The sequence below is a fragment of the Salmonella sp. SAL-020 genome, from assembly GCF_017372215.1.
GTDB classification, from domain to species: domain Bacteria; phylum Pseudomonadota; class Gammaproteobacteria; order Enterobacterales; family Enterobacteriaceae; genus Salmonella; species Salmonella enterica.
In genome coordinates this window covers 892,200-913,169 of the sequence record NZ_CP071690.1, presented here as the reverse complement: position 1 = coordinate 913,169, position 20,970 = coordinate 892,200, and the positions used below count along the sequence as shown (strand labels likewise).

19 protein-coding genes are annotated in these 20,970 nt (G+C 52.9%); 13 read left to right on the top strand and 6 right to left on the bottom strand.

What is annotated here, in order from left to right:
- Positions 1–50 precede the first annotated feature (50 nt).
- The 5 genes from queF to xni all read left to right on the top strand — a co-directional run bounded on the left by queF (position 51) and on the right by xni (position 6,581).
- Positions 51–899 carry an NADPH-dependent 7-cyano-7-deazaguanine reductase QueF gene (gene queF / locus J1G48_RS04365; protein ID WP_000100463.1) on the top strand — a complete coding sequence of 283 codons (849 nt, stop codon included), beginning with the start codon at positions 51–53 and terminating at the stop codon, positions 897–899.
- 112 nt (positions 900–1,011) lie between these two features.
- A complete protein-coding gene (ppnN, locus tag J1G48_RS04360; protein ID WP_000627973.1) occupies positions 1,012–2,376 on the top strand; it encodes a nucleotide 5'-monophosphate nucleosidase PpnN in 1,365 nt (454 codons plus the stop codon).
- Between the two features lie 564 nt (positions 2,377–2,940).
- Positions 2,941–4,230, top strand: coding sequence for an HAAAP family serine/threonine permease SdaC (sdaC, locus tag J1G48_RS04355; protein ID WP_000450462.1), 1,290 nt, complete (start codon positions 2,941–2,943; stop codon positions 4,228–4,230).
- A 58-nt stretch (positions 4,231–4,288) separates the two neighbouring features.
- Complete coding sequence (sdaB, locus tag J1G48_RS04350; protein ID WP_000626384.1) at positions 4,289–5,656, top strand: L-serine ammonia-lyase II; 1,368 nt, start codon at positions 4,289–4,291, stop codon at positions 5,654–5,656.
- Positions 5,657–5,825: 169 nt separating this feature from the next.
- Positions 5,826–6,581 (top strand): flap endonuclease Xni, encoded by a 756-nt coding sequence (xni, locus tag J1G48_RS04345; protein ID WP_001574919.1) that lies wholly within the window; start codon positions 5,826–5,828, stop codon positions 6,579–6,581.
- A gap of 91 nt (positions 6,582–6,672) precedes the next feature.
- Here xni and fucO read toward each other — a convergent pair whose 3' ends face one another.
- Together fucO and fucA are read right to left on the bottom strand one after the other, a co-directional pair.
- Positions 6,673–7,821 (bottom strand): lactaldehyde reductase, encoded by a 1,149-nt coding sequence (fucO, locus tag J1G48_RS04340; protein ID WP_000013564.1) that lies wholly within the window; start codon positions 7,819–7,821, stop codon positions 6,673–6,675.
- Between the two features lie 16 nt (positions 7,822–7,837).
- Complete coding sequence (gene fucA, locus J1G48_RS04335; protein ID WP_000440819.1) at positions 7,838–8,485, bottom strand: L-fuculose-phosphate aldolase; 648 nt, start codon at positions 8,483–8,485, stop codon at positions 7,838–7,840.
- A gap of 555 nt (positions 8,486–9,040) precedes the next feature.
- Between fucA and fucP the strand changes: the two genes are divergently transcribed.
- The 5 genes from fucP (at position 9,041) to fucR (ending at position 14,875) form a co-directional block, all read left to right on the top strand.
- Complete coding sequence (gene fucP / locus J1G48_RS04330) at positions 9,041–10,357, top strand: L-fucose:H+ symporter permease (protein WP_000528622.1); 1,317 nt, start codon at positions 9,041–9,043, stop codon at positions 10,355–10,357.
- A 31-nt stretch (positions 10,358–10,388) separates the two neighbouring features.
- On the top strand, positions 10,389–12,164 hold the full coding sequence (fucI, locus tag J1G48_RS04325; RefSeq protein ID WP_000724134.1) for an L-fucose isomerase: 1,776 nt from the start codon (positions 10,389–10,391) through the stop codon (positions 12,162–12,164).
- Between the two features lie 100 nt (positions 12,165–12,264).
- Positions 12,265–13,683 (top strand): L-fuculokinase, encoded by a 1,419-nt coding sequence (fucK, locus tag J1G48_RS04320; RefSeq protein ID WP_000806786.1) that lies wholly within the window; start codon positions 12,265–12,267, stop codon positions 13,681–13,683.
- Between the two features lies 1 nt (position 13,684).
- Positions 13,685–14,107 carry an L-fucose mutarotase gene (fucU, locus tag J1G48_RS04315; RefSeq protein WP_000920848.1) on the top strand — a complete coding sequence of 141 codons (423 nt, stop codon included), beginning with the start codon at positions 13,685–13,687 and terminating at the stop codon, positions 14,105–14,107.
- Between the two features lie 57 nt (positions 14,108–14,164).
- Complete coding sequence (gene fucR, locus J1G48_RS04310; RefSeq protein ID WP_000642332.1) at positions 14,165–14,875, top strand: L-fucose operon activator; 711 nt, start codon at positions 14,165–14,167, stop codon at positions 14,873–14,875.
- A 58-nt stretch (positions 14,876–14,933) separates the two neighbouring features.
- On the opposite strand, the gene rlmM is transcribed toward fucR, so the two are convergent.
- The 4 genes from rlmM to J1G48_RS04290 form a co-directional block, all read right to left on the bottom strand.
- Positions 14,934–16,034, bottom strand: coding sequence for a 23S rRNA (cytidine(2498)-2'-O)-methyltransferase RlmM (rlmM, locus tag J1G48_RS04305; RefSeq protein WP_001045494.1), 1,101 nt, complete (start codon positions 16,032–16,034; stop codon positions 14,934–14,936).
- Complete coding sequence (locus J1G48_RS04300) at positions 16,027–16,422, bottom strand: DUF423 domain-containing protein (RefSeq protein ID WP_000203913.1); 396 nt, start codon at positions 16,420–16,422, stop codon at positions 16,027–16,029. The genes rlmM and J1G48_RS04300 overlap by 8 nt, the downstream gene beginning before the upstream one ends.
- A gap of 18 nt (positions 16,423–16,440) precedes the next feature.
- Positions 16,441–17,358, bottom strand: a complete 918-nt coding sequence (gene gcvA, locus J1G48_RS04295; protein WP_000044409.1) for a glycine cleavage system transcriptional regulator GcvA — start codon at positions 17,356–17,358, stop codon at positions 16,441–16,443.
- Between the two features lie 346 nt (positions 17,359–17,704).
- A complete protein-coding gene (locus J1G48_RS04290) occupies positions 17,705–17,932 on the bottom strand; it encodes a YgdI/YgdR family lipoprotein (RefSeq protein ID WP_000750393.1) in 228 nt (75 codons plus the stop codon).
- A 192-nt stretch (positions 17,933–18,124) separates the two neighbouring features.
- On the opposite strand from J1G48_RS04290, the gene csdA reads away from it, so the two are divergent.
- The 3 genes from csdA to rarD all read left to right on the top strand — a co-directional run bounded on the left by csdA (position 18,125) and on the right by rarD (position 20,960).
- Positions 18,125–19,330: a cysteine desulfurase CsdA gene (gene csdA, locus J1G48_RS04285; RefSeq protein WP_000991056.1), complete on the top strand. Its 1,206-nt coding sequence runs from the start codon at positions 18,125–18,127 to the stop codon at positions 19,328–19,330.
- The gene (csdE, locus tag J1G48_RS04280) at positions 19,330–19,773 is read left to right on the top strand and encodes a cysteine desulfurase sulfur acceptor subunit CsdE (RefSeq protein WP_000184194.1); all 444 of its coding nucleotides are present in this window, start codon (positions 19,330–19,332) and stop codon (positions 19,771–19,773) included. The genes csdA and csdE overlap by 1 nt, the downstream gene beginning before the upstream one ends.
- A 299-nt stretch (positions 19,774–20,072) precedes the next feature.
- On the top strand, positions 20,073–20,960 hold the full coding sequence (gene rarD / locus J1G48_RS04275) for an EamA family transporter RarD (RefSeq protein WP_001752699.1): 888 nt from the start codon (positions 20,073–20,075) through the stop codon (positions 20,958–20,960).
- The last annotated feature ends 10 nt before the right edge of the window (positions 20,961–20,970 follow it).

Sequence of the window (20,970 nt, the reverse complement as noted above, 5' to 3'; positions counted from 1 at the left end):
AAGCCAGGATACACTTGACGCATAGTGTATCTGGTTTATGACGGTGAAACATGTCTTCTTATGAAAACCATCAGGCTCTCGATGGCCTGACTCTCGGAAAATCAACGGATTACCGGGACAATTATGACGCCAGCCTGCTGCAGGGCGTACCGCGCAGTTTGAATCGCGACCCGCTCGGATTAACAGCCGATAATTTGCCGTTCCACGGCGCGGATATCTGGACGTTGTATGAACTTTCCTGGCTTAACAGCCAGGGTCTTCCGCAGGTCGCCGTCGGGCATGTCGAACTGGATTACACCAGCGTTAATTTAATCGAATCCAAAAGCTTTAAACTGTATCTGAACAGCTTTAACCAGACGCGCTTTGACACCTGGGAGACGGTGCGCCAGACGCTGGAGCGCGATCTGCGCGCCTGCGCGCAGGGCAACGTTAGCGTGAGGCTTCATCGTCTTGATGAGCTGGAAGGACAGCCTGTCGCCCATTTCCACGGCACCTGTATTGACGATCAGGATATCAGTATCGACAACTACCAGTTTACTACCGACTATCTGCAACATGCGGTCAGCGGCGAGAAGCAAGTAGAAGAAACGCTGGTCAGTCATCTGTTGAAATCCAACTGCCTGATCACCCACCAGCCGGACTGGGGCTCGATACAAATTCAGTATCGCGGACGCAAAATCGACAGGGAAAAACTGCTGCGTTATCTGGTCTCCTTCCGTCACCATAATGAATTTCACGAGCAGTGCGTAGAGCGTATTTTCAATGACATTCTGCGCTTCTGCCAGCCGGAAACGTTAAGCGTTTATGCACGCTATACCCGCCGCGGCGGGCTGGACATTAATCCCTGGCGCAGCAATACCGATTTCGTGCCCGCCACGGGCAGGCTGGCGCGACAGTAATTTTTTTGTCAATTTTGCGTGCCGGATTGCGCATGTAAGGTTGTGAAAGGTCATCAGCCAGGGCTATTGTAATCAACAGGGAATGGCGTGTTGCGTCCCATAAGGAGTTTACTTGATTACACATATTAGCCCGCTTGGCTCAATGGATATGTTGTCGCAACTGGAAGTGGACATGCTGAAACGCACGGCCAGTAGCGACCTGTATCAACTGTTTCGTAACTGTTCACTTGCCGTTCTTAACTCCGGCAGCCTGACCGACAACAGCAAAGAGCTGCTGTCCCGCTTTGAAAATTTCGATATTAACGTACTGCGCCGCGAGCGCGGCGTGAAACTGGAATTGATTAATCCGCCTGAAGACGCCTTTGTTGACGGGCGGATTATTCGTGCGCTACAGGCTAACCTGTTCGCGGTGCTGCGCGACATTCTCTTTGTGAATGGGCAGATCCATAATGCCGGCCGTTTCCAGCATCTGGATCTTGAAAGCTCAACACATATCACCAATCTGGTGTTCTCCATTTTGCGCAACGCCCGGGCGCTGCACGTCGGCGAAGCGCCAAACATGGTGGTATGCTGGGGCGGCCACTCAATTAACGAAAACGAGTACCTGTATGCCCGTCGCGTCGGCACGCAGTTGGGATTACGCGAGCTGAACATCTGCACCGGCTGCGGCCCTGGGGCGATGGAAGCCCCCATGAAGGGCGCGGCGGTCGGTCACGCACAGCAGCGCTATAAAGACAGCCGCTTTATCGGCATGACTGAACCTTCCATTATTGCGGCTGAACCGCCTAACCCGCTGGTGAACGAACTGATCATCATGCCGGATATCGAAAAACGCCTGGAAGCGTTCGTCCGTATCGCACACGGTATCATCATCTTCCCGGGCGGCGTGGGTACGGCGGAAGAGCTGCTTTATTTGCTGGGGATTCTGATGAATCCAGCCAATAAAAATCAGGTGCTGCCGCTGATCCTGACCGGACCAAAAGAGAGCGCCGATTACTTCCGCGTGCTGGATGAGTTTATTACCCATACGCTGGGCGAAGCGGCCCGCCGTCATTACCGCATCATCATTGACGATGCGGCGGAGGTAGCGCGGCTGATGAAGAAAGCGATGCCGCAAGTGAAAGAGAATCGCCGCGATACTGGCGACGCCTATAGTTTTAACTGGTCGATGCGTATTGCACCGGATCTGCAGGTGCCGTTTGAGCCGTCGCATGAGAATATGGCCAACCTGAAACTGTACCCGGATCAGCCGGTTGAGATTCTGGCGGCGGATCTGCGGCGCGCCTTCTCCGGTATTGTCGCGGGGAACGTGAAGGAGGTCGGGATACGCGCCATTGAAGCTAATGGTCCGTATAAAATTCACGGCGATCGAGAGATGATGCGTCGCATGGACGATCTGCTGCAGGGATTCGTCGCGCAGCATCGTATGAAATTGCCGGGTTCCGCCTACATCCCCTGTTACGAGATCTGCGCTTAACGCTTATGCCCGGTTGCCGCCAGCAGCCGGGCGCTTCTCCCATTCCTTTCATTGCGGTATGGCGATTCACGTATGCCTTCATTTTTTATGATGATCATCAGAGGCATAGCCCGCATTGTTTTATAAACACCATTTATAATTCACCATAAATAGATTGCCAGGCAAACGTTTACCTGACTCCTCTTACCGTGATTTATCGGTTCAAACTCTCATTCTTCGCAAGAATCCACTAAAAACCTTGATTTTTATAGTCAAACCTCCGTATCTTGCGCCCCAATCTTTCCGGCCTTATATCGTTAATGGTAGCCTTCGCGCCCGGAAATTCGTTATGACGTTTTTTTAATAGATTAATGGTCCAAATTTATCCATGTAAGAAGCGGATTATTGCATTTGAGATCGGGATCACTGATAGATTCATCACTTAAATGTATCTTTCCGCCCGAAAATTATTACGGCGAAAAATTATATAAAAAGCGTCCCTAAGCAGATTTCATTTTACGATCAGGTCTTTTTTCATTGGATTAGACCAGCAACCTGATTTTTAGCATCCTCCAGGAGAAATAGATGGAAACCACTCAGACCAGCACTATTGCTTCGATTGACTCTCGAAGCGCATGGCGCAAAACGGATACCATGTGGATGCTGGGCCTTTACGGCACGGCTATCGGCGCGGGCGTTCTGTTCCTGCCGATCAACGCAGGCGTCGGCGGCATGATTCCGCTCATCATCATGGCGATTCTCGCTTTCCCGATGACCTTTTTCGCACACCGTGGCTTAACACGCTTCGTGCTGTCCGGTAAAAACCCGGGTGAAGACATCACTGAAGTCGTTGAGGAACACTTCGGTATCGGCGCAGGTAAACTGATTACCCTGCTCTACTTCTTCGCGATTTACCCCATCCTGCTGGTTTACAGCGTGGCGATTACTAATACCGTGGAAAGCTTCCTGACCCACCAGTTAGCGATTAATCCGCCGCCGCGGGCGATTCTTTCCCTGATCCTGATTGTTGGCATGATGACCATCGTGCGCTTCGGCGAGCAAATGATCGTTAAGGCGATGAGTATCCTGGTATTCCCGTTCGTCGCTGCGCTGATGCTGCTGGCCTTGTACCTGATCCCGCAGTGGAACGGCGCGGCGCTGGAAACTCTGTCCTTTGATTCCGCCGCGTCTACCGGTAACGGTCTGTGGATGACGCTGTGGCTGGCGATTCCGGTGATGGTTTTCTCTTTCAACCACTCCCCGATCATCTCCTCCTTCGCGGTTGCGAAGCGTGAAGAGTACGGTGAAGGCGCAGAGAAGAAATGTTCTAAAATTCTGGCCTTCGCCCACATCATGATGGTGCTGACCGTGATGTTCTTCGTCTTCAGCTGCGTGCTGAGCCTGACGCCGGCAGATCTGGCAGCGGCAAAAGAGCAGAACATCTCTATTCTGTCTTACCTGGCGAACCATTTTAACGCGCCGATCATCGCCTGGATGGCGCCGATCATTGCGATGATTGCTATCACCAAATCCTTCCTCGGCCACTACCTGGGCGCGCGTGAAGGCTTTAACGGGATGGTGATTAAATCGCTGCGTGGTAAAGGTAAATCCATCGAAATCAACAAACTGAATAAAATTACCGCGCTGTTCATGCTGGTCACCACCTGGATTGTGGCGACGCTGAACCCCAGCATCCTGGGCATGATTGAAACCCTGGGCGGCCCGATCATCGCGATGATTCTGTTCCTGATGCCGATGTATGCCATCCAGAAAGTACCGGCAATGCGTAAGTACAGCGGTCATATCAGCAACGTATTCGTTGTGATTATGGGCCTGATTGCCATCTCCGCTATTTTCTACTCACTGTTCAGCTAAGTCCTTTAGCGCCGCTTACCGCGGCGCTTCTCTATGATACAACCGCAATGGATGCCCTATGATTAGCGTATTCGATATTTTTAAAATCGGCATTGGCCCTTCCAGTTCTCACACCGTCGGACCAATGAAAGCAGGCAAGCAGTTCACGGACGATCTGATTGCCCGCCATATCCTTACAGATGTCACCCGCGTCGTGGTGGATGTCTACGGCTCTCTGTCATTGACGGGTAAAGGCCACCACACTGATATCGCCATTATTATGGGCCTGGCGGGGAATCTGCCGGACACCGTCGATATCGACGCCATTCCGTCCTTTATCCAGGATGTGAACACCCATGGGCGTTTACTACTGGCTAATGGGCAGCATGAAGTCGAATTTCCGGTCGATAAGTGCATGAATTTCCACGCCGACAACCTGTCTCTGCATGAGAACGGGATGCGTATTACCGCGCTGGCGGGCGATAAGGTGCTCTACAGCCAAACCTACTACTCCATCGGCGGCGGCTTTATCGTCGATGAAGAGCACTTTGGTTTGACGAATAGCGAACCCGTTAACGTACCGTACCCTTACAAAACCGCCGCGGATTTACAGCGCCACTGCCAGGAGACGGGTTTGTCGCTCTCCGGTCTGATGATGCAAAACGAACTGGCTCTGCACAGTAAAGAAGCGCTGGAGCAGCACTTCGCCAGGGTCTGGGAGGTAATGCGCAGCGGTATTGAGCGCGGTATCACCACCGAGGGCGTATTGCCGGGCAAACTGCGCGTTCCGCGTCGCGCGGCGGCGCTGCGTCGGGTGCTGGTCAGTCAGGATAAGACCACCACCGATCCGATGGCGGTCGTCGACTGGATCAATATGTTCGCGCTGGCGGTGAACGAAGAGAATGCCGCAGGCGGACGAGTAGTCACTGCGCCGACTAACGGCGCATGTGGTATTGTGCCGGCGGTGCTGGCGTACTATGACAAGTTTATCCGCGAAGTAAATGCTAACTCACTTGCTCGCTATATGCTGGTCGCCAGCGCGATTGGCTCGCTGTATAAGATGAACGCCTCTATTTCCGGCGCCGAAGTGGGTTGTCAGGGAGAGGTCGGCGTGGCCTGTTCCATGGCGGCAGCGGGTCTGGCCGAGCTGCTGGGCGGTAGTCCGGCGCAGGTGTGTATCGCCGCAGAAATCGCCATGGAGCATAATCTGGGGTTAACTTGCGATCCGGTTGCCGGTCAGGTACAGGTTCCCTGCATTGAGCGTAACGCGATTGCTTCAGTCAAAGCGGTCAACGCCGCGCGTATGGCGCTGCGCCGTACCAGCGAACCGCGTGTATGCCTCGATAAAGTGATTGAGACCATGTACGAAACCGGTAAAGACATGAACGCTAAGTACCGCGAAACTTCGCGCGGCGGCCTGGCGATGAAGATCGTTACCTGCGATTAATTCTCAGCACATTTTAGGATCTGTAGGCCGGATAAGGCGCTCGCCGCCATCCGGCTTTGTTGCCTGATGTCGCTTCGCTTATCAGGCCTACGGATAGCGCTATTTCGCAATGCTCGCCTCCCCCCGCCGTGAATGTTACCCTACGCGCAGGTTTGTAAGGGAGAACACCGTGGCTGCTCATCTGCTTATCGTCGACGCGCTCAATTTGATTCGCCGTATTCACGCCGTTCAGGGATCGCCCTGTGTGGAAACCTGCCAACACGCGCTCGATCAATTGATTATCCACAGCCAGCCAACCCATGCCGTAGCGGTATTTGATGACGACGCGCGCAGCAGCGGCTGGCGTCATCAGCGTTTACCGGACTACAAAGCAGGACGTCCGCCGATGCCTGACGATTTACATAATGAAATGCCCGCCCTACGCGCCGCATTTGAACAGCGCGGCATACGCTGTTGGGCATCAGACGGTAACGAAGCGGACGATCTGGCGGCGACGCTGGCGCTAAAAGTTACCGAAGCCGGACACCAGGCAACCATTGTGTCAACCGATAAAGGCTATTGCCAGTTGCTCTCTCCGGGATTGCGCATTCGCGACTACTTCCAGAAACGCTGGCTGGACGCGCCGTTTATTGAAAAAGAGTTTGGCGTACTTCCCCGGCAGTTGCCGGATTACTGGGGTCTGGCAGGAATCAGCAGTTCGAAAGTCCCCGGCGTTGCCGGTATCGGCCCCAAAAGCGCGACCCAGCTGTTGATTCAGTTTCAAAATCTGGAGGGAATTTACGCCCATCTGGACGAGGTGCCGGAAAAGTGGCGCAAAAAGCTTGAGACGCATAAAGAAATGGCATTTCTTTGCCGCGATATTGCACGTCTGCAAACCGATTTACATATCGACGGAAACTTACAGCAGCTACGGCTGGCGCGGTAGTTTTGTTGCCGGATGGCGGCGTGAACGCCTTATCCTGCCTACAGGACTGCACGAAATGTAGAGCGGATAAGCGCAGCGCCATCCGGCAAAATTACCAGGCGATATGATACAGTTCGACAATGTCCGCCAGACTCGCTTCACGCGGATTGCCGCCCGTACAGACATCATCGAACGCCGCCTGCGCCAGCGCCGGGATATCCTCTTTTCGAACGCCGACATCACGCAAATGCAGCGGAATTCCCACATCGCGATTTAGCGTAAATACGGCTTCCACTGCGGCATTACGTGCCTCTTCAAGACTCAATCCTTCTACCTTCACCCCCATCGCCCGGGCGATATCACGGAATTTCTCGTTGGTAGACCCGGCATTAAAACGCATCACATGCGGAAGCAAAATAGCATTCGCGACGCCATGCGGCGTGTTGTAAAACGCGCCCAGCGGATGCGCCATCCCATGCACCAGCCCCAGCCCCACATTGGAAAACCCCATCCCGGCAACATATTGCCCCAGCGCCATCGCCTCACCGGCCTCTTTTTCTCCGGCCACGGCGCCGCGCAGCGCGCCAGCAATAATCTCAATGGCTTTGATATGTAATGCATCCGTCAGCGCCCATGCGGCCCGGGTAATATAGCCTTCAATAGCATGGGTTAGCGCATCCACGCCCGTTGCCGCTTTCAGCGCGGGCGGCATACCGTCCATCATATCGGCATCGATAAATGCCGCCTGCGGAATATCATGCGGATCGACACAAACGAATTTGCGCCGTTTCTCTTCATCGGTAATCACATAATTGATAGTGACTTCCGCCGCGGTTCCCGCCGTTGTCGGGATCGCCATAATCGGCACGCTGGGTTTACGGGTCGGCGATAGCCCTTCCAGACTGCGCACATCGGCAAATTCCGGATTGTTACTGATAATACCGATCGCTTTGCAGGTATCCTGCGGAGAACCGCCGCCAATGGCGATGAGATAGTCCGCGCCGCTTTGGGTAAAGACCTTAAGCCCTTCCTGGACAACGGAAATCGTAGGATTAGGGATCACGCCAGCATAGATCTCCCACGCCAGCCCTGCGGCATCCATTCTGCTTGTCACTTTATCGACCACACCGCATTGCACCAGCGTTTTATCGGTAACAATCAGCGCTTTATGATAACCGCGGCGCGTCACCTCATCGGTTAATGCGTCCACCGCTCCCCGGCCAAACCATGCCGTTTCATTCAGAATCATTCTGTTCGCCATCGCCTGTCTCCTGACATCACTCTTCAATACGTAATCCGTAAGTTTTAAATTTCTCCAGTACGATAGCGATCGCCTCGTCATCCAGTACCGGTACCGGATCGACAATGGCCAGCGTACTTAAATAGAGCTGCGCCAGCACTTCCACTTCATGCGCCAGCCACAACGCTTTGTCTAAATTTTCTTCACAAGCGATAAGCCCGTGATGCTGTAACAGCGTCGCTTTACGATTTTTAAGCGCCACGGCAACATGGTCAGAAAGTTCGCGGGTGCCAAAAGTGGCGTAGGGCGCGCAGGGAATAGAGTTTCCTCCTGCGGCGGCAATCATGTAGTGAATCGCCGGAATCGGGCGATTCAGGATCGAGACTGCCGTACAATGGACAGCGTGGTTATGTACCACGGCATTGGCGTCAGGGCGCGTCTGGTATGCCGCCATATGAAAACGCCACTCGCTGGAAGGCAGCTTGCCCTGCTCATGCTGACCGTCAGCATCAATAAAGACAATGTGCGACTCTGTCAGCTTCTCGTAGGGGATCCCCGTCGGCGTAATCAGCAATCCGCCCTGATAACGTACGCTCACGTTACCTGCCGTCCCCTGATTTAACCCTAACCGCGTCATTTCCAGACAGGTATCAATAATCTGCCGCGCCAGTCTATTTCGTTCCATTATTTACCTCTCTCTGTGATTCAAAATGAGACAACAAAACCGCCTTTCGCATCGCGCTGCTGTCCTGTTGAAATAATCGAATAGTTAGCAACTATCATCATACTGAATAAAGAGAAGGGAATTTAAATAACGATATTTTGTGATTCACATCAATTAATTCGCCACGATAAACCAGACGACTACCGTTTCTCTCGCCGATAAATGCCCGCTCTTAATAATATTTTTTAAAACGGGCAAAGATGAAGAATAAGTTACTACTGCCCGTTTTCGTGGCAATAATTTAATTCGGGCATTCAGTCTGTGGTTTTTTAAATTAAACATCTCAAACGGTCATTTTTTTATGAAAATTAAAGTGATGATAATCACAGAACGCTCTGCTCTCAGGTATAAATGTGACCGCCATCATATTAAAAGGCCTTTTTTATTTGAAAATGACTCCATGAGTTCATTCCGGACGCCAATTTATTACCGGTAAGAAAAGCGAACTCACCTAATTTTACGGTCTGGTGACCAGAACCGACCGCACGCAAAAGCTTCTGAACCGATGAGGATGCTATGGGAAACACAACAATACAAACACAGAGTTTTCGTGCTGTGGATGCAGAGCAAAGCAAAAGCAAGCGCTACATTATTCCATTCGCCTTACTTTGCTCGCTATTTTTTCTGTGGGCCGTCGCCAATAATCTGAATGACATTTTATTACCGCAGTTTCAACAAGCTTTTACGCTAACTAACTTCCAGGCCGGACTTATTCAGTCAGCCTTTTATTTCGGTTATTTCGTCATTCCAATTCCCGCTGGGATTTTGATGAAAAAGCTCAGTTATAAAGCAGGGATTATCACCGGGCTTTTTTTGTATGCTGTTGGCGCCGCATTATTCTGGCCTGCCGCCGAGATAATGAATTACACATTATTTTTAATTGGCCTGTTTATCATCGCCGCCGGTTTAGGCTGCCTTGAAACTGCGGCCAATCCTTTTGTTACGGTATTAGGTCCAGAAAGCGGCGGACATTTCCGGCTTAATCTGGCGCAAACTTTTAACTCCTTTGGCGCTATTATCGCCGTTGTGTTTGGGCAAAGCCTTATTTTGTCTAACGTGCCGCATCAATCACAAGAAGCGCTTGATAAAATGACGCCGGATCAGCTTAGCGCCTATAAACACAGCCTGGTGTTATCGGTACAAACGCCATACATGATTATCGTCGCCATCGTATTAGTAGTTGCGCTGCTGATTATGCTGACCAAATTTCCGGCCCTGCAAAGTGACGATCATAGCGATGCTAAACAAAGCTCTTTCTTATCTTCTCTCTCCCGACTCATCCGTATTCGCCACTGGCGCTGGGCGGTGCTGGCGCAGTTCTGCTACGTGGGGGCGCAAACCGCCTGCTGGAGCTATCTGATCCGCTACGCCATTGAGGAGATTCCTGGAATGACGCCCGGTTTCGCCGCCAACTACCTGACCGGCACGATGGTGTGCTTCTTTATCGGCCGTTTCACCGGGACCTGGCTTATCAGCCGCTTCGCGCCGCATAAAGTGCTGGCCGCCTACGCCCTGTTTGCCATGCTCCTGTGTCTGATTTCCGCCTTTAGCGGCGGACATATCGGCCTGCTGGCGCTGACGTTGTGTAGCGCATTTATGTCAATCCAGTACCCGACCATCTTCTCGTTGGGTATCAAAAATCTGGGACAGGACACTAAGTACGGCTCGTCTTTTATCGTCATGACCATTATTGGCGGCGGTATTGTCACGCCAGTAATGGGCTTCGTTAGCGACGCCGCAGGCAAAATCCCGACCGCCGAACTGGTTCCGGCATTGTGCTTTGCCGTCATCTTCATTTTTGCCCGTTTCCGTTCACAAGCGGCGACAAACTGAACATTTATCCGAATAACGTGAGGAATCTGTCATGAAAAAAATCAGCTTACCGAAAATCGGTATCCGCCCGGTGATTGATGGACGTCGTATGGGCGTACGCGAGTCGCTCGAAGAGCAAACCATGAACATGGCGAAAGCGACGGCGGCGCTCATCACCGAGAAAATGCGCCACGCCTGTGGGGCACAAGTGGAGTGCGTCATTGCGGATACCTGTATTGCCGGAATGGCGGAATCCGCCGCCTGTGAAGAAAAATTCAGTAGCCAGAACGTGGGCGTGACCATTACCGTTACGCCGTGCTGGTGCTATGGCAGCGAAACCATTGATATGGACCCGATGCGTCCAAAAGCCATCTGGGGCTTTAACGGCACAGAGCGTCCTGGGGCGGTTTACCTTGCCGCGGCGCTGGCGGCGCACAGCCAGAAAGGCATTCCAGCGTTCTCCATTTATGGCCATGACGTGCAGGATGCCGACGATACCTCCATTCCTGCCGACGTCGAAGAAAAACTGCTGCGTTTTGCGCGGGCAGGGTTAGCGGTAGCCAGCATGAAAGGCAAAAGCTACCTCTCCGTCGGCGGCGTGTCGATGGGGATCGCGGGTTCCATTGTCGATCATAACTTCTTTGAATCCTGGCTGGGCATGAAGGTGCAAGCGGTAGATATGACCGAACTGCGCCGCCGTATCGATCAAAAAATTTATGATGAGGCCGAACTGGAGATGGCGCTGGCGTGGGCGGATAAAAACTTCCGCTACGGCGAAGATCAGAACGCCTCGCAGTATAAGCGCAATGAAGCCCAGAACCGCGCGGTGTTAAAAGAGAGCCTGCTGATGGCGATGTGTATTCGCGATATGATGCAGGGCAACAAGACGCTGGCGGACAAAGGGTTAGTTGAAGAATCGCTGGGCTACAACGCCATTGCCGCCGGCTTCCAGGGCCAGCGCCACTGGACCGATCAATACCCGAACGGCGATACCGCCGAAGCGCTGCTCAATAGTTCTTTTGACTGGAACGGCGTACGCGAACCGTTTGTCGTCGCCACCGAAAATGACAGTCTGAACGGCGTAGCGATGCTGTTCGGTCATCAACTCACTGGTACCGCGCAGATATTCGCCGACGTGCGAACCTACTGGTCGCCGGAAGCCGTAGAACGCGTCACCGGCCAGGCGCTCAGCGGCCTGGCGGAACACGGCATTATTCACCTGATTAATTCCGGTTCTGCCGCTCTGGACGGTGCCTGTAAACAGCGCGACAGCGAAGGCAAGCCGACCATGAAACCGCACTGGGAAATCAGCCAACAAGAGGCGGATGCGTGTCTGGCGGCCACCGAATGGTGCCCGGCGATTCACGAATACTTCCGCGGCGGCGGCTACTCATCCCGTTTTCTGACCGAAGGCGGCGTGCCATTCACCATGACTCGCGTGAATATCATCAAAGGCCTGGGACCAGTACTGCAAATCGCCGAGGGCTGGAGCGTCGAACTGCCGAAAGCGATGCACGATCAGCTTGATGCCCGCACCAACTCTACCTGGCCTACCACCTGGTTTGCGCCGCGTCTTACCGGCAAAGGCCCGTTTACCGATGTCTATTCGGTGATGGCGAACTGGGGCGCTAACCACGGCGTACTCACCATCGGCCATGTAGGGGCAGACTTTATTACTCTCGCCGCGATGCTGCGTATCCCGGTATGTATGCACAACGTGGAGGAGGCGAAGATCTACCGTCCTTCCGCCTGGGCGGCTCACGGTATGGATATCGAAGGCCAGGATTATCGCGCCTGCCAAAATTATGGCCCGCTGTATAAACGTTAATGCGGCTTAGCCCGGTGGCGCAGGCTTACCGGGCCTACGGGCGCGTGAACCGTAGGCCGGATAAGCGTAGCGCCATCGGGCGGCGTTTATGGAGTTATCTATGAAACAAGACGTTATCCTGGTTCTCGACTGCGGTGCGACTAACGTTCGGGCGATCGCCGTTGATCGCCAGGGGAAAATTGTCGCCCGCGCCTCAACCGCTAACGCCAGCGACATTGCCGCAGAAAATAGCGCCTGGCATCAGTGGTCGCTGGACGCCATCCTGCAACGTTTCGCCGACTGCTGCAGGTCACTCTCCAGCGCCCTGTCGGAGTGTGTTGTTCGCGGTATTACGGTGACTACGTTCGGCGTCGATGGCGCGCTGGTCGATGCGCAGGGTAAGCTGCTCTACCCGGTCATCAGTTGGAAATGCCCGCGAACCGCCGCCGTGATGGAAACGATTGAGCGCTTTATCTCGCCCCGGCAATTGCAGACGCTCTCCGGCGTCGGCGCGTTCAGCTTTAACACGCTGTATAAACTGGTCTGGCTTAAAGAGAATCATCCGCGCCTGCTGGAACAAGCTCACTGCTGGCTGTTTATCTCGTCGCTGATTAACCACCGTCTGACCGGCGAGTTTACAACCGATATCACTATGGCAGGCACCAGCCAGCTACTGGATATCCATCAGCGCGACTTTAGTCCGGAAATCCTGCAGGCGACGGGCCTGGCGCGCCGCCTGTTCCCGCGTATCGTGGAAGCAGGCGCCCAGATAGGCACGCTACAGACAGACGCGGCCAGGCTACTCGGTCTCCCGGCGGGTGTGCCGGTGATCTCTGCCGGACACGATACTCAGTTCGCGTTATTCGGCGCTGGCGCGCAGCAAGGTGAACCGGTGCTCTCCTCCGGAACATGGGAGATTCTGATGGTACGCAGCGGTCAGGTGGATACCTCGCTGCTCAGTCAGTATCCGGGCTCGACCTGTGAACTGGACAGTCAGTCGGGGCTTTATAACCCCGGAATGCAGTGGCTGGCCTCCGGTGTACTCGAATGGGTACGAAAACTGCTGTGGACGCCGGAAACACCATGGCAAACGCTGATCGACGAAGCGCGCGCTATTTCCGCTGGCGCGGAAGGCGTACGGATGCAGTGCGATCTGCTCGCCTGCCAAAATGCAGGCTGGCAGGGCGTGACGCTCAATACCACCCGCGGCCATTTCTATCGCGCCGCGCTGGAAGGCCTGACGGCGCAACTGCAGCGTAATCTGCGCACGCTGGAGAAAATCGGTCATTTTAACGCCACAGAACTGTTACTGGTTGGCGGCGGCAGTCGCAACGCTTTGTGGAATCAAATTAAAGCGAATCAGCTTGATATCCCTATCAAAGTGCTGGACGACGCGGAAACAACCGTGGCCGGCGCTGCCATGTTTGGCTGGTACGGCGTAGGCGAATTTAGTAGCCCGGAACAGGCGCGCGCGCAGGTCAATTATCAGTATCGCTATTTCTGGCCGCAAACCGAACCTGAAATTATTGAGGGAGTATGAAATGCTAAAAACCATTTCACCGTTAATTTCCCCGACACTGCTCAAAGTGCTGGCCGAGATGGGCCACGGGGACGAAATCATTTTTTCCGACGCTCACTTTCCCGCGCATAGCCTGGGCCCACAGGTGATTCGCGCCGATGGTCTTAGCGTCAGCGATCTACTGCGGGCAATTATTCCGCTCTTTGAGCTGGATAGCTACGCCCCGCCGCTGGTAATGATGGCCGCCGTGGAAGGCGACACGCTCGACCCCAGCGTTGAAGCGCGCTATCGCGATGCTTTGTCATTAGAAGCGCCGTGCCCGGATATCGTTCGTATCGACCGTTATGCGTTTTATGAGCGGGCGCAAAAAGCGTTTGCGATCGTTATCACAGGTGAGTGCGCGAAGTACGGAAATATTCTTTTAAAAAAAGGGGTAACGCCGTAATCTCTTGCCGGTGCGCCCGCATGACGCGGGCGTTCATCGAATGATGGGGTGAGAAAAATGAAAGCGGCACGCCAACAAGCGATAGTCGATCTGCTGATCAATCATAAAAGTCTGACCACCGAAGCGCTGGCCACCCGGCTTAACGTCAGTAAAGAGACCATCCGCCGCGATCTCAGTGAACTACAGACGCAGGGAAAAGTGCTGCGTAATCACGGACGAGCTAAATATATTCATCGTGAAAATCAGGACAGCGGCGATCCATTCCATATCCGCCTGAAAAGCCATTATGCGCACAAAGCCGATATTGCCCGTGAAGCGTTAGCGTGGATAGAAGAAGGAATGACGATTGCGCTGGATGCCAGTTCAACCTGCTGGTATCTGGCCCGCCAGTTGCCGGATATTCCCATTCAGGTTTTTACCAATAGCCATCCTATCTGTCAGGAGCTGGGAAAACGCGAACGCATTACGCTGATAAGTTCCGGCGGCCAGCTTGAACGTAAATATGGCTGTTATGTTAATCCGTCGCTTATCTCACAGCTAAAATCGCTTGATATCGATCTGTTCATCTTTTCCTGTGAGGGGATCGACGGCGGCGGCGATCTGTGGGACTCCAATGCGATCAACGCCGATTTTAAATCTATCCTGCTCAGGCGTGCCTCGCAGGCTTTATTATTGATTGATAAAAGTAAATTTAATCGTTCAGGAGAGGCGCGCATCGGCCATCTGGATGACGTGACGCATATTGTTTCAGATGCGCCGCAGTCATAGGCCGGATAAGCGTGCGTCATCCGGCGCTGATGACGCGCCGGATGACGGCAGCGCGTTTTTATCGCTCGTCGCGACGCCCGCCAACAGCCGCCCACAACCGACGCACGTGTACCGTCACTTCTTCGCGATCGTGATAAAGCTGACGCGCCTGGATCTGCGCATTAACGCCATGCTCATCCAACTGCGCCTGAAGATACGCCAGGTTATGCGATACCTCTTCATAGCGTTTTTTCATCGGCAGTTTAAGGTTAAAAATCGTCTCCCGGCACCAGCCGTTCACCAGCCACTGCGCCATTAACGCGGTGACTTTGGCCGGCTTCTCCACCATATCGCAGACCATCCATGAAATATTATTCCGGTTCGGACGGTACCTGAAGCCATCCTCACGCAACCAGGTCACCTGTCCGGTGTCCATCAGGCTTTGCGCCATCGGGCCGTTATCTACGGAGTAAACCCACATATTGCGCTTCACTAACTGGTACGTCCATCCGCCGGGACAGGCGCCCAAATCCACCGCATACATGCCGTTCGCCAGACGTTCATCCCACTCATCTTCCGGGATGAAAACGTGGAGCGCCTCTTCCAGTTTCAGCGTTGAGCGGCTCGGCGCATCAGACGGAAACTTCAAACGCGGGATGCCCATATAAAACGGTGAATTGTTATGCGCGAACGAATAACCGGTATAGCAGCATCCTGGCGCGATAAAAAAGACATGAACGACCGGACGCTTCGGCGTTTCATAATTCGTCAATACGCCCGCATCACGCAAAGCCGCGCGCAGCGGCACCGTAAATTTGCGGCAGAACTTCATCAGTTCTTTACTTTCATTGGTGTCGGCGACTTCAACTCGCAGCTCGCCGCCCTTTTCCACTACGCCCTGCAACATGCCGACAATCGGCGTAATTCTGTCTTCCGGCGGTAAATGTTGCAGCAGTTCACCCACCACAAACCACTGGCGGGCGAAAATCAGCGAACTGAACGGCAGCTCTGAAATCAGCTTTTCGCCATCTTCCGGCTGGTAGCATTCATAAATGACATAGCCTGCGTTCTCTTTTACGCGTGCAAAACCAAATATTTCCCGTTTTCCCGCTTTATCGGTAATTTCTGCAGCGCACTCTTTTTCAAACCCCGGACGGCAGAGCAATACAACTTTATTCATGGCTCGCGCCCTTACGTTTCATACGAATGGCGCCAATCAGCAATAGCGCCCAGCCCACCAGGAAACTGACGCCGCCGACAGGCGTGATATACGCCCACAGGCGCAGATGCGAAAGCGCAAGGCAGTACAGACTGCCGCTAAACAGCACCGTGCCCAGCGCCAGAAAAACGCTGCTCCAGTAAAACCAGATGCTGATACGGCGCTGCATCGCCACCGCCAGGCCAAAGATCGCCAGCGTATGGAACGCCTGATATTGCAGGCCGGTCTGAATCCAGCCCATTTCAACCACGCCCAGGGTTTTACTCAAAACATGCGCCCCGAACGCGCCCAGAGCAACGTAAATAAAACCGCTGATAGCGGCGACAATCAGCATAAAACGGCTGGTCATGGTCATACCCTAAGTTAATTATTGTTCGTAACGAAAACGGAATTTTTCTTGCTCCGTCGCCGCCTTCGCCAAAATCCACTGACGGAAGGCGGCTATTTTACCCAGTTCTGCCTGGCTGTCATGACAAACCAGATAAAAAGCATTCTTACTCACCAGAACATCGTTAAATGGACACACCAGTCGCCCGGCTTCAATTTCCGACTGAGCCATAACATTATTCGCCAGCGCGATCCCCTGTCCGTGAATAGCGGCCTGTAGCACCATCGCGCTGTGGCTAAATATCGGCCCTTGCTGAACGTTAATATGGTTGAGCCCTAACTGACGAGTATAGGCCTGCCAGTCACGCCGGGAGGCATCGTGCAATAACGTGTGTTTCGCCAGATCTTCCGGCGTTTTTAACGGTTTTTCGCCTGTGAGTAATAAAGGAGAACAGACGGGCAGTAAATATTCTGCGTATAATTTTTCGACGCGCAAGCCCGGCCAGTTTCCCCGGCCATAAAAAATCGCGACATCGACATCGTCTGCCAGTTTATCTTCCTGACGGTCAACGGCTTGTATCCGAACGTCAATTCCCGGATAAGCTGAGTTAAAGCTGGAGAGCCTGGGCACCAGCCATTGGATGGCAAAACTGGGCGGTAAACTCACCGTCAGCGCCCCTTTGGCACTGCGCGCCTGGAGCTTACGCGTTGCTTCCGTGAGCTGGGAAAATATCTCTTTAATGTCGAGAAAATAGCTTTGGCCTTCTTCCGTCAGTAGCAGCGAACGATTGCGGCGGCGGAACAGTTTTAGCCCCAAAAAATCCTCAAGTGACTTAATTTGGTGGCTTACTGCGGCCTGCGTCACAAAAAGTTCTTCCGCTGCTCGCGTAAAGCTCAAATGGCGCGCGGCAGCATCAAAAACGCGTAACGCATTTAAAGGAGGTAATCGTTTTGACATGGCCTCTGGACTTAATGTCGAATGAATTTAACAAATAGGTAACAATATGTAACCTATTAGTTTTTTTAATCTGAGACATTATAAATTGTCCGTTGAGGTTCTACCAGCAAATACCTATAGTGGCGGCACTTCCTGAGCCGGAACGAAAAGTTTTATCGGAATGCGTGTTCTGATGGGCTTTTGGCTTACGGTTGTGATGTTGTGTTGTTGTGTTTGCAATTGGTCTGCGATTCAGACCACGGTAGCGAGACTACCCTTTTTCACTTCCTGTACATTTACCCTGTCTGTCCATAGTGATTAATGTAGCACCGCCATATTGCGGTGCTTTTTTTTGTATAACAAACGGTTAGTTTTCCAGAGCCACCATCTCTTTCACGTCAGTACGATTGATCTGCTGTTTGTTGCCATTAGCGTCTTTATACGAAATCATACCGGTATCGTTATCGGTCTGGGGTTTACCGTCGGTCACAATGCTACGTCCATCATTGGTGTGCATAACGTAATTAGGACCGGAACAGGCGCTCAGGGCAAAAGTCAGCATACATGCAGAGATAATTGCGGCAGTCTTTTTCATCTTCTTCTCCTTAAAGCTGTTTGTGCTATTTAAAGCGGACTCCGTAACAGGCTTAAACATTCGCCTAACATTATTCAGCATAACCTCCTTTACATAATTCGCCAGGATATACAGACGATTCCGATGGTTAGGACAAACCTTGTATCAGCCGCGCTTTTACGCCACGATCGGTAAACTGAACCGAGGAATATCATGAACGCTTTTAATCCCACGCAGTTTCGCGCGCAGTTTCCCGCGCTAGCCGATGCGGGTGTTTATCTCGATAGCGCCGCCACGGCATTAAAGCCACAGGCAGTCATTGACGCCACGCACCAGTTTTATTGTTTGAGCGCCGGTAACGTTCATCGTAGCCAGTTTGCGCAGGCGCAGCGCCTGACGGCGCAATATGAAGCGGCCAGAGCAAAAGCAGCGCGGCTGTTAAACGCGCCCGATGAAAAAAGTATCGTCTGGACACGCGGCACCACCGAAGCGATCAACATGGTGGCGCAGTGTTACGCCCGTCCTCGTCTGCGCCCCGGCGATGAAATTATCGTTAGCGTCGCCGAGCATCACGCCAACCTTGTGCCCTGGCTGATGGTGGCGCAACAAACCGGCGCGCAGGTCATAAAACTGCCGCTTAATGACCGACGTCTTCCTGATGTTGAGCGTCTGCCGGAACTGATCACGTCGCGCAGCCGGATTCTGGCGCTGGGGCAAATGTCGAACGTAACGGGCGGCTGCCCGGATCTCGCAAGCGCTATCAGCACCGCTCACGCAGCGGGAATGGTCGTGATGGTAGATGGCGCGCAAGGCGCGGTACACTTCCCGGCGGATGTCCAGCAGCTTGATATCGATTTTTATGCTTTTTCCGCTCACAAACTGTATGGCCCGACCGGTATCGGCGTGCTGTACGGTAAGCCGGAGCTTCTTGAGGCGATGTCGCCCTGGCTCGGCGGCGGCAAGATGATCCGTGACGTTAGCTTTGAAGGCTTCACCACTCAAAGCGCTCCCTGGAAGCTGGAAGCGGGGACGCCGAACGTCGCCGGGGTCATCGGCCTGAGCGCTGCGCTGGAATGGCTGTCCGATATCGATATTGAACAGGCCGAAAACTGGAGCCGGGGGTTGGCGACGCTGGCGGAAGACGCACTGGCGAAACGTCCGGGCTTTCGTTCGTTCCGCTGCCAGGACTCCAGCCTGCTGGCCTTTGATTTTGTCGGCGTGCACCACGGCGATATGGTGACGCTGCTGGCGGAATACGGTATTGCGCTCCGGGCCGGGCAACATTGCGCCCAGCCATTGCTGGCGGAACTTGGCGTCACAGGGACTCTGCGCGCCTCTTTTGCGCCGTATAATACCCAACATGATGTGGATGCGTTGGTTAACGCCGTTGACCGCGCGCTGGAACTGCTGGTGGATTAATGACAAACCCTCTTTATACCGGACACCCGTTCGGCACAACGGTAACGGAAGAGACGTTACGCGCTATCTTTCTCCCGCTGACCCAGTGGGAGGATAAATATCGTCAGTTGATTCTGTTAGGAAAACAGCTCCCCGCTCTGCCGGATGAATGCAAAGCGCAGGCGAAAGAGATAGCCGGCTGCGAGAACCGCGTCTGGCTGGGCTTTACCCAGTCAGATAACGGAACGATGCACTTTTTCGGCGACAGTGAGGGGCGGATTGCCCGCGGCCTGCTGGCGGTATTGCTCACCGCAGTGGAAGGAAAAAACGCCGCCGAATTACAGGCTCGTTCACCGCTGGCGCTGTTTGATGAGCTGGGTTTACGCGCCCAGCTTAGCGCCTCACGCAGTCAGGGGCTGAACGCGCTGAGCGAAGCGATTGTTGCCGCAACGCATAAGGGTTGAAATAGCGTAAATATTCTGTCGCCTGACAGCGCCGTCCGCGGCGGTCAGGCGATGCAGATAAAATAATCCAGTCACTTTATTAGTTTCGGCGTCAGATTTCCCTGATAAACATTCTTTTGATTTTTATCAGCTATCACAATGAAATTACAATGTTAGAATCCATGTTAAAACGGCGTGAAGATTTTAGAGTAAATAAAGCCACTCGATGTAGCGTAGCAGGAGAACTGGAAAATTCATACGCATCGGGTGAAGTTATAACAGGATATGGATAAGTGGAAAAATATCTGCGTAACGGTACCATGTTTGTGGTGCTGGCATTTATATTATGGGGGTTAACACCTTTATACTATCAATATTTATCAGGGGGGAACCTCGCACAAATATTGATATACCGGGTATTCTGGTCAATTCCATTATTACTGGCAGTAAGGTTCTTATTTCGGCAGCGAACGCGATTTCATGATGTCTGGAAAGATAAAAAATCCTTTTTCTTCTGCATGATCGCCGGACTTTTGATGATTGTATCATGGTCATCTTTTATTTATGCGCTAACCCATCATCTGGTGCTTGATGCCAGCCTCGGCTATTTTATCAACCCGCTATTTGTTATTGCGCTGGGATGCATTTTTCTTAAAGAAAAACTGTCGTTGTTTCAGGCCATCGCCGTTTTTTCCGGTGTCTGCGGCCTGACTTTTCAAATTATCATGCTACGGCATTTCCCGGCGCTGGCGCTAACCATGGGATTATCATTTGCGCTATATGGCCTGGCGCGAAAGTTTATACATTATGATGTGATGACATCGATAACGATTGAAACATTATGGGCATTGCCTGTCTCACTATTAATTTTTCTCTTTAGCGATACTGGACCAATTATATCCGCTAATACTCCTTTCTTTTTGTATGTCATGACGGCGCCAGTGACGATCATTCCACTGGTATTATTTGCCATCGCGTTAAATCACACCTCGTTGATTGTCACCGGACTGGCGCAATATATAGAGCCGTCTTTACAGTTCTTACTTGCCATTATGATATTTGGCGAGCACATTAATTACGCGGAACTGCTCTGCTTTTGTGCAGTATGGTTCGGGTTGTTTCTATGCATATCTGAAAATTTATATTCCCATTATCTCCGCGCCCGTCTGAAACCGGTGTTCGGCAGGGTACAGCGCTTCTTTCGCTAACGAAGGGCGC